Source organism: Lentzea nigeriaca (assembly GCF_016907955.1).
In the GTDB taxonomy this organism is placed as follows: Bacteria; Actinomycetota; Actinomycetes; order Mycobacteriales; family Pseudonocardiaceae; genus Lentzea; species Lentzea nigeriaca.
Map to the genome: position 1 here is coordinate 607,320 of NZ_JAFBCX010000001.1, position 9,133 is coordinate 616,452.

A 9,133-nucleotide genomic window follows, 5' to 3' on the forward strand; every position below is an offset into this window, starting at 1 on the left:
TAGCTGGTTCCGCTGGACGTTTCAGGCGACGATGCCCTCGATCTCCACGAGGAGATCGGCGCGGCACACGTCGACGTTCAGGTACTGGATGCGAGCGTTCGGGGAGAAACGCTCCTCGCACATCTCGCGCACGGCCGGGATGTCGGAGCGGTGACGGACGTAGACCTTGATGTTGTCGAGGTTCAGCAAGGAATTGCCCTGGACGATCTCGTAACCGGCCAGGTTCTCGTCGGAAATGAGGTGCTCGATGTTGTCCAGCGACAGCTTCACCTGTGCCGCGATGTCGCCGTGGTGCAGCGTCTCGTGCCCGCGGATACTGGCGGTGCCGGCCACGTAGATCTGCCCTGACCTGCGGTCGGTGTGCGTGGTGGCGAGGTAGGTGGCCCGCGCGAACTTGGGCGGGCGCGGGCCGTACTGCCGCGGGTAGTGGTAGGCGGCCATCTGCTTGGAGTTCTCCACCGACGTCAGCGCGGCGGAGCGGGAGGCGAGGAAGTAGAACGCGATCCCGCCGCCCAGCGAGCCGATTCCGGTCGCGCTCGGCACCTCCGAGTCGCCGAAGCAGAAGAGCTCGAACGCCTCCGCGCGGCCCTTGCAGAAGTCCCGGTAGATCTCGAGGCCCTCGGCGTTGTCGGCGTTGATGTCGTTGATGAAGTTCCACATGCGGAAGCAGTTCTTGTAACCGAGGGTGTCCATCAGGTCCAGCGCCGCGACGTAGGCCGCGCGGGTGTCCTCGGTGTAGCGGCCCGTCGGGGCGATGCGGCCGGCGACGAGCAGGTACTCGCCGTCGTGGGCGTAAACGATTCCGTGGTGCTCGCCCGTCTCGACCGGGCGGCTGGTCGTCCACACCTCCGCGAATGCCTCGCCGAGGTCGGCGGCCATGTGCAGGTTCAGCGTCAGAAGGCCATTTTCCACACGCGGGTCCGTGCACTCGGTGGTGTAGTTGACGACTCCGAGAACGTTTTCGGTGGCCGCGATCTCGCTGACTTCGGTCAGGCCGGTGAACACGGAGCCTGGGAGGTCCACCGTCTGCTGCGCCTGAGTCATGGGAATGCCCCTCCGAGGAGTACGTAAAACGTGTGGCGGAAAAGAACCGGCTTTTGTGCGGGCTTCTCTGCCGGGCCGGTGGTCAAAGATTAGCCACCGGTGCTGCTCCGCAAAACTCCTCGACCGGGGGAAAGGACTTCAGGGCGCGAGGATAGGGGGGTCCTAGGGGGGTGCTAGGGGATTTCCTACTTACTGCGCAGATGAGGCCGAGGCTAGCATCGCTCGAGGTGCACGTCGTCGCCGGTAAATAGGGAGCGCTGTCGGGATGTTTCGAACCGAGCTGATCCGGCCGTTGTCCGACCTGCTGCGATACCACGCCGCGAACGCGCAGGAGAAGGTCGCGTTCGCCGACTCGCGGCGCGCGGTCACGTACGCGGAACTGGAGCGGCGGACCCGGCGGCTCGGCGGGCACCTCGCCGGGCTGCGGCTGCAGCCGGGTGACCGGGCCCTGATCTTCCTGGGCAACAGCGTCGACATCATCGAGAGCTACCTCGGCGTCACGCGCGCGAACGGGGTCGCGGTGCCGTTCAACCCGCACTCCGCCGACGCCGAGCTCGCCTACGTGCTCGACGACAGCGGCGCCCGTGTCGTGATCACGGACTTCGCGCACCTCGACCAGGTCCGCAAGCTGCTGCCGGGCCGTCCCTACCTCCAGATCGTGGTCAGCGGCGACGAACCGCTGCCGCGCGGCGACTCCCTTGTGTCGTACCAGGAACTGATGTCGAAGGATCCCGCTGTTCCGGCGCGCGACGACCAGGGCCTCGACGACGTGGCGTTCATGCTCTACACCTCCGGCACCACGGGAAAACCGAAGGGCGTGCTGTCGACCCAGCGCAGCTGCCTGTGGTCCGTCGCCGCCTGCTACGCGCCGGTGATCGGCCTGAACCACGACGACAAGGTGTTGTGGCCCTTGCCGTTGCACCACTCGCTCGCGCACGTGCTGTGTGTCGTCGGCGTCACCGCCGTCGGCGCGACGGCCCGCATTCTCGACGGGTTCGCCGCCGACGAGGTGCTGACCGCGTTGGCAGGCGACGACTACACGTTCCTGTGCGGTGTTCCCGCCATGTACCACCATCTTCTGGAAGTCGCGCGCACACGTGAGGTGTCGTCGAGCGCGCTGACCCGGTGTCTCACCGCGGGTTCGCCGTGCCCGGCGGCGTTGCGCGTCGAGTTCGAGGCGCTGTTCGGGGTCGCGCTGCTCGACGGGTACGGCAGCACCGAGACGTGCGGCCTGATCGCGGTGAACTGGGCGCACGGCACCAGGATTCCCGGCTCGTGCGGCCTGCCGGTGCCGGGCCTCGCGGTGCGGCTGGTCGACCCGGACACCGGCTCGGACGTCGACGCGGAGGCCGAGGGCGAGGTGTGGGTGCGCGGACCGAGTCTCATGGCGGGCTACCACAACCAGCCGGAGGCGACGGCGCAGGCGATGCCGAACGGCTGGTACCGCACCGGTGACCTGGCGCGCCGCGACCTGTACGGCTACCTGACGATCACCGGCCGGGTCAAGGAGCTCATCATCCGCGGCGGCGAGAACATCCACCCCGGCGAGGTGGAGGAGGTGCTGCTGCGCGTGCCCGGTGTCGCGGACGCCGCGGTGGTCGGCAAGCCGCACGACATCCTCGGCGAGGTGCCGATCGCGTTCGTCGTGCCCGGCGAACAGGGCCTCGATCCCGTGCGCCTGTACGACGCCTGCCGCGAGCAGCTGTCGAACTTCAAGGTTCCCGAAGAGCTGTACGAGATCGACCACATCCCGCGCACGACGTCCGGCAAGATCACGCGGCACGTGCTGCTCGACCGCCCGGCCCGGTTGCGGGCCGCGAGTGGTGGGCAGCACGAGTCGTTGCTGCGCATGGACTGGGCGCCGATGCCGTCGGTCCGCACGACCTCGCTCGAACTGGCGAAGCGCTGGGCGGTCGTCGGCCCGGACATGTTCGGCCTGACCGCTTCCCTTGCCTCGTCCGGTGTTCACGTCGCCACCTACCCCGATGCCGCCGCTCTGCACGTGTCCGTTGTGGACGGCGAACCCGCGCCGGACGTGGCGGTGCTGTGCTGCCCCGACGACATGGACACCGGCGGCAAGCTCACCACGGCCGCGCAGGAGGCGTTGCGGAAGGTCGCCGGCGTGCTGCGGACCTGGGTGAACGACGACTGGTTCGCGCACTCCCGGCTCCTCGTGCTGACCCGTGGCGCGGTCGCCGCCGGTGTCGAGGACGTGCGTGATCTCGTGCACGCGCCGGTGTGGGGATTGCTGCGGTCGATGCAGGTCGAGTTCCCGAACCGGTTCACGTTGATCGACATCGACGATCTGCCTTCCTCCACGGGAGTTCTGCCGCTCGCGGTAGCCGCTGATGAGCCGCAGCTCGCGATCCGGTCGGGGATAGCGCTGATGCCGCGGCTCAAGCGGGTGTCGGCGTCGGTCGACAGCGACGAGGTGCTGCGGATCGACCCGAAGCGCACCGTGGTCGTGACAGGCGCGGACGGCACGATGGGTGCCGCGCTGACCAGGCATCTCGTTGCGGCCTATGGCGCACGGCACCTGTTGCTGATCAGCCCGCGCGGCCGTGGGGACACCGCGACCGCGCAGCTCGAGTCGGAGCTGTCCGAGCTGGGGGCACGGGTCGCGGTGGCGGCCTGCGACGTGGCGGACCGCGCCGCGCTGGCCGAGGTGCTGGGCAGGTTGAAACGGCCGATCACCGCAGTGGTGCACAGCGAGGGCGAGCACCCGGCGAAGCCGTCGCTGTCGCGGGACAAGAACGTGTTCCGGTCCGTTGTGGACGGTGCGGTGAACCTGCACCAGCTCACGAAGAGCGGTGACGTGTCCGCGTTCGTCATGCTCTGCACGGTCGCGGGTGCCCTGGGCCTGGTCGGCTCGGGAGAGCAGGCGGCCGCGAACTCGTTCCTCGACGCGCTGGCCCGCTACCGCCGCAAACGCGAGCTCGCCGCGACGTTCCTCGCTGTCGGGTCGACGGACGCGCCGACGACGGCGTCGCGGGTCGGTGAGCTGTCGACGCAGGAGTTCGCCGCGATGTTCGACGTCGCGACCTCGGCGGGGCTGGCGCAGGCCGTGATCATGCGGATCAACAGCGCGGCGTTGCGGGAGCAGACGTCGTCGACCGAGGTGCCCGCGTTGCTGCGCGGCCTGATCGACGTGTCGGCGCGGCTCGCGACGCCGGACGAGCGCGACCTCGCCGCGTTGCGGCAGCGGCTGGTGGCGATGTCGCCGGAGGAACAGGACATCTTCCTGCTCAACCTGGTGCGCACCGAGGTCGCGGGCGTGCTCGGGCTGACCGGTGCGGAGCGGGCGGAGTCGAAGAAGACGTTCCGCGAGCTGGGCCTGACCTCGGTTACGGCCGTTGACCTGCGCAACCGCCTGACGGCGGCGACGGGTCTGCACCTGTCGGCGCCGGTGGCGTTCGACTACCCGACCCCGGCGGTGCTGGCGCGTCATCTGCGCGCCGAACTGCTGGGTGAACGCACTGCCGTAGCGCCGTTGGAGATGGTGCGGGCGGTGCCGGACGAGCCGATCGCGATCATCGGCATCGCCTGCCGGTATCCCGGTGGAGTGGCGTCGCCGGAGGACCTGTGGCGGCTCGTCCTGTCGGGCGCGGACGTCGTGTCGCCGTTTCCGACGGACCGCAACTGGGACCTGGAGAAGCTGTTCGACGGTGCCTCGCACACGCGCTCGGGCGGGTTCCTGCACGACGCCGCCGAGTTCGACGCGGAGTTCTTCGGGATCTCGCCGCGGGAGGCGCTGGCGATGGACCCGCAGCAGCGGTTGCTGCTGGAGGTGTCGTGGGAGGCGCTGGAGCGCGCGGGCATCGACCCGGTGTCGTTGCGTGGCACCAACGGCGGTGTGTTCGCCGGCGTGATGTACCACGACTACGGCGCCGGGCTGCTGGACGCGCCCGCCGGCACCGAGGGTTATTGGACGACCGGCACCGCGGGAAGTGTGGTGTCCGGCCGTGTCGCCTACACGCTGGGCCTGCAGGGGCCGGCCGTCACCGTGGACACGGCTTGTTCTTCGTCGCTGGTCGCGTTGCACTGGGCGGCGCAGTCGTTGCGGTCGGGGGAGTCCTCGATCGCGCTGGCGGGTGGTGTGACGATCATGTCGACGCCGCAGACGTTCGTGGAGTTCTCACGTCAGGGCGGGCTGTCCGCCGACGGCCGCTGCAAGGCCTTCTCCGACTCCGCCGACGGCACGGGCTGGTCAGAGGGCGCCGGTCTCGTGGTGCTGGAGCGGTTGTCCGACGCCCGCCGCAACGGGCACCAGGTGCTGGCGGTGCTGCGGGGGTCGGCGATCAACCAGGACGGCGCGTCGAACGGGTTGACCGCGCCGAACGGCCCGTCGCAGCAACGGGTGATCCGGCAGGCGCTTGCGTCCGCCGGTCTGTCCACTTCGGACGTGGACGTGGTGGAGGCGCACGGCACCGGGACGACGCTGGGTGATCCGATCGAGGCGCAGGCGTTGCTCGCGACCTACGGCCAGGACCGCGACGTGCCGCTGTGGCTGGGATCGGTGAAGTCGAACCTCGGTCACACGCAGGCCGCCGCGGGTGTCGCCGGTGTGATCAAGATGGTGATGGCGTTGCGGCACGGCGTTCTGCCGCGCACGTTGCACGTGACTGAGCCGTCCACGCACGTGGAGTGGGGGACTGGCCGTGTCGAGCTGCTGACGTCGGATCAGCCGTGGCCCGCGGTGTCGCGGGAGAGGCGTGCCGCGGTGTCGGGTTTCGGTGTCTCCGGCACGAACGCGCACGTGATCCTGGAGGAGGCTCCCGAGGTCGAGGTGACACCGGAGGAGCCGACGTCGGTGCTGTCCGTTGTGCCGTGGGTGGTGTCGGCGAAGACTTCTCCCGCGTTGGACGCGCAGCTGGAACGGGTGCGGTCGGTGCAGGCACCCGCTCTCGACGTGGCCGCGTCTCTGGTGTCGACGCGGGCGCAGCTGGAGCACCGCGCTGTCGTGGTGGACGGTGCGGAGATCGCGCGTGGTGTGGCGTCGGAGCGGATGCTGGCCGTGCTGTTCTCCGGGCAGGGCTCGCAGCGGCTCGGCATGGGGCGGGAACTGTACGAGCGGTTCCCGGTGTTCGCGGCCGCGTTCGACGCGGTGCTGGAGCACCTGGACGTCTCGCTGCGGGACGTGATGTGGGGACACGATGCCGATGCGCTGAACGCGACCCGGTACACGCAGCCCGCGTTGTTCGCGATCGAGGTGGCGCTGTTCCGGCTGGTGGAGTCGTTCGGTGTGCGGCCGGACTTCGTCGGCGGCCACTCGATCGGGGAGATCGTCGCCGCACACGTGGCCGGGGTGTTGCCGCTGCAGGACGCGTGCCGGTTGGTGGACGCGCGGGCGCGGTTGATGCAGGCCCTGCCCGCCGGCGGTGCGATGGTCGCGGTGCAGGCGACGGAAGAGGAAGTGCTGCCGCTGCTCGGGCCCGGCGTGTCGCTGGCGGCGGTGAACGGGCCGCGGTCGGTCGTCGTCGCGGGCGCGGAGGACGCGGTGCTGGCGGTCGCCGGCCGGTTCGCGGACCGCAAGACTAAGCGTCTCCCGGTGAGCCATGCGTTTCACTCGCCGTTGATGAACCCGATGCTGGACGACTTCCGCGCGGCCGTCGAGGGCCTGTCGTTCTCCGAGCCGCAGATCCCGGTCGTGTCGAACGTGACCGGGCAGCTCGCCGTGCGCGAGCAGCTGACCTCGCCGGAGTACTGGGTGCGGCACGTGCGTGAGGCCGTGCGGTTCTCCGACGGTGTGCGGGCGCTGGGGCGTCAGGGCGTGTCGGCGTTCCTGGAGCTCGGCCCGGACGGTGTGCTGTCGGCGCTGGTGGCGGAGATGACCGAGACCGGTGCCGTTCCCCTGGACACCGCTGTCGTGCCGGTGTTGCGCCGCGACCGGCCTGAGGAGGTTTCCGCGGTGTCGGCGTTGGCGCGCCTGCACGTCACGGGGGTGTCCGTCGACTGGGCTCGGCTGTTCGAGGGCACCGGAGCGGTGCGGGTCGACCTGCCGACGTACGCGTTCCAGCGTTCGCGGTTCTGGCCGGAGCCCGAGGTTGTGGCCGGCGCGGCGGATCCGCTGGACGCGGCGTTCTGGCAGCTGGTGGAGAACGACGAGCTGGCTTCGGTGCTGGACCTCGATCCCGAGGTGGCGGCGGTGGTCGTGCCCGCGTTGTCGTCGTGGCGGACCCGGCAGCGGTCGCAGTCCGTGGTGGACTCGTGGCGGTTCCGCGAGTCGTGGACGCGGCTGTCCCTGTCGGGTGCTTTCTCCGGATCCTGGCTGGTCGTCGTGCCACCGGGGGAGCAGGACACGTGGACGCGGGACGTCGTCGAGATCCTCGGCGGGGTGGCGGTGCCGTTGGACGAGATCGCCTCTTCGGCCGGTCGTGAGTTCACGGGTGTCGTGTCGCTGCTCGGTGTCGCCGACGACTCGGGTGACGTGCCTTTCCCGTTGTCCGGAACCCTGGAGCTGTTGCAAAGCCTGAGCATTGACGCTCCTCTGTGGACTGTCACGCGCGGTGCCGTGTCGACCGGGTACGGGGACATCGTGACGTCGCCGGTGCAGGCCGCGTTGTGGGGCATGGGCCGGGTGGCGGCGCTGGAGCTGCCGCGCCGGTGGGGTGGGTTGATCGACCTTCCGGGCAGCGTGGACACCCAGATCGCGCAGGGCCTGCAGGCCGCGTTGACGAACTCGCTGGGCGAGGACCAGATCGCGGTGCGCGGCAACGGCGTGTTCGCCCGCCGGCTGGTGCCCGCGCCGCGCGGCGAGCACGGCGAGGACTGGACGCCGTCGGGCACCGTCCTGATCACCGGCGGCACCGGCGCGCTCGGTGGTTTCGTGGCCCGTTCCCTTGCAGCCAGGGGAGCTTCGCACATCGTTCTGACGTCGCGTCGTGGCCCGCTGACGCCCGGCGTCGAGCATCTCGTCGCGCAGCTGGAGGGGTTCGGTGCCGAGGTCTCGGTCGAGGCCTGTGACGTGGCCGATCGCGCCGCGCTTGCGGAGCTGTTGCAGCGGCTGCCTTCCCTGTCGGCGGTCGTGCACTGCGCCGGGATCGACTCCGGTGACGCTCCGCTGACCGAGCTGTCGAGTGATCAGCTGGGGGAGTTGTTGCGCGCCAAGATGGTGTCGGCGCGGAACCTGCACGAGCTGACCTCGGACCTGGACGCGTTCGTGTTGTTCTCCTCAGGAGCGGCGGCGTGGGGCAGCGGTGGCCAGCCCGCGTACTCGACCGCGAACGCCTACCTGGACGGCCTGGCGCAGTTCCGCCGCGGCCAGGGGCAGGTGGCGACGTCCGTGCAGTGGGGCGCGTGGGCCGAGGCGGGCATGGCGAGCGATCCCGAGACCTACGACCAGCTGCGCCGCCACGGCGTGCTGCCGATGGACCCGGAGCTCGCCCTCACGGCGATGGTGCAGGCGGTGTCGGACGGCGACACGGTGCTGACCGTCACCAACACCGACTGGGCCCGTTTCGCGCCCGGTTTCACCGCGTCCCGGCCGTCGCCGCTGCTCTCGTCGATTCCCGAGGTCGCCGCCGCGCTGTCCGCGGAGGCCGATTCGTCCGGCGCAGAGGTGGCGTTGCAGGAGAAGCTCGCCGGCCTGTCGGAGGCGGACCGGTCGCGCGTACTGCTGGACCTGGTGCGTTCGGAGGCCGCCGCCGTGCTGGGCCACGCGGGGGTCGAGTCGATCAACGCCGAGAAAGCGTTCCGCGACCAGGGCTTCGACTCGCTGACCGCCGTGGAGATGCGCGACCGCCTCAAGGCCGCGACGGGCCTGCCCGTGCCGTCGGCCCTGGTCTTCGACTATCCGACGCCGCGCCTGGTCGCCGAGCACCTGCTCGCCGGACTGTCGTCCTCCGTGGACGGTTCCGCGCTGGCCGAGCTCGCCCGCTTCGAAGCCGCGCTGGCCTCGGCCCCCGACACCGACCACGACGCCATCCGGGAGCGCCTGGAGAAGGTGCTGGCGCGCCTGCGCAAGCCCGCGTCCACTTCGGACGACGACATCCGGAACGTCTCCGTCGAGGACCTCCTGACCATCATCGACGACGAGTTGCTCGACCTCTCGTAGAAGCAGTGTTTGCCCGCACGAAATGAGGACGGACCA

The 9,133-nt window shown here is 70.1% G+C and carries 2 protein-coding genes; one reads left to right on the plus strand and one right to left on the minus strand.

Annotated elements, in window-relative coordinates; all coding sequences use genetic code 11:
- Positions 1-21: 21 nt before the first annotated feature.
- Positions 22-1,044 (minus strand): FkbO/Hyg5 family chorismatase, encoded by a 1,023-nt coding sequence (locus JOD27_RS02095; protein WP_204760390.1) that lies wholly within the window; start codon positions 1,042-1,044, stop codon positions 22-24.
- Between the two features lie 265 nt (positions 1,045-1,309).
- Here JOD27_RS02095 and JOD27_RS02105 point away from each other — a divergent pair, with 265 nt between their 5' ends.
- Positions 1,310-9,097 (plus strand): type I polyketide synthase, encoded by a 7,788-nt coding sequence (locus JOD27_RS02105; protein ID WP_239566289.1) that lies wholly within the window; start codon positions 1,310-1,312, stop codon positions 9,095-9,097.
- Positions 9,098-9,133 lie beyond the last annotated feature (36 nt).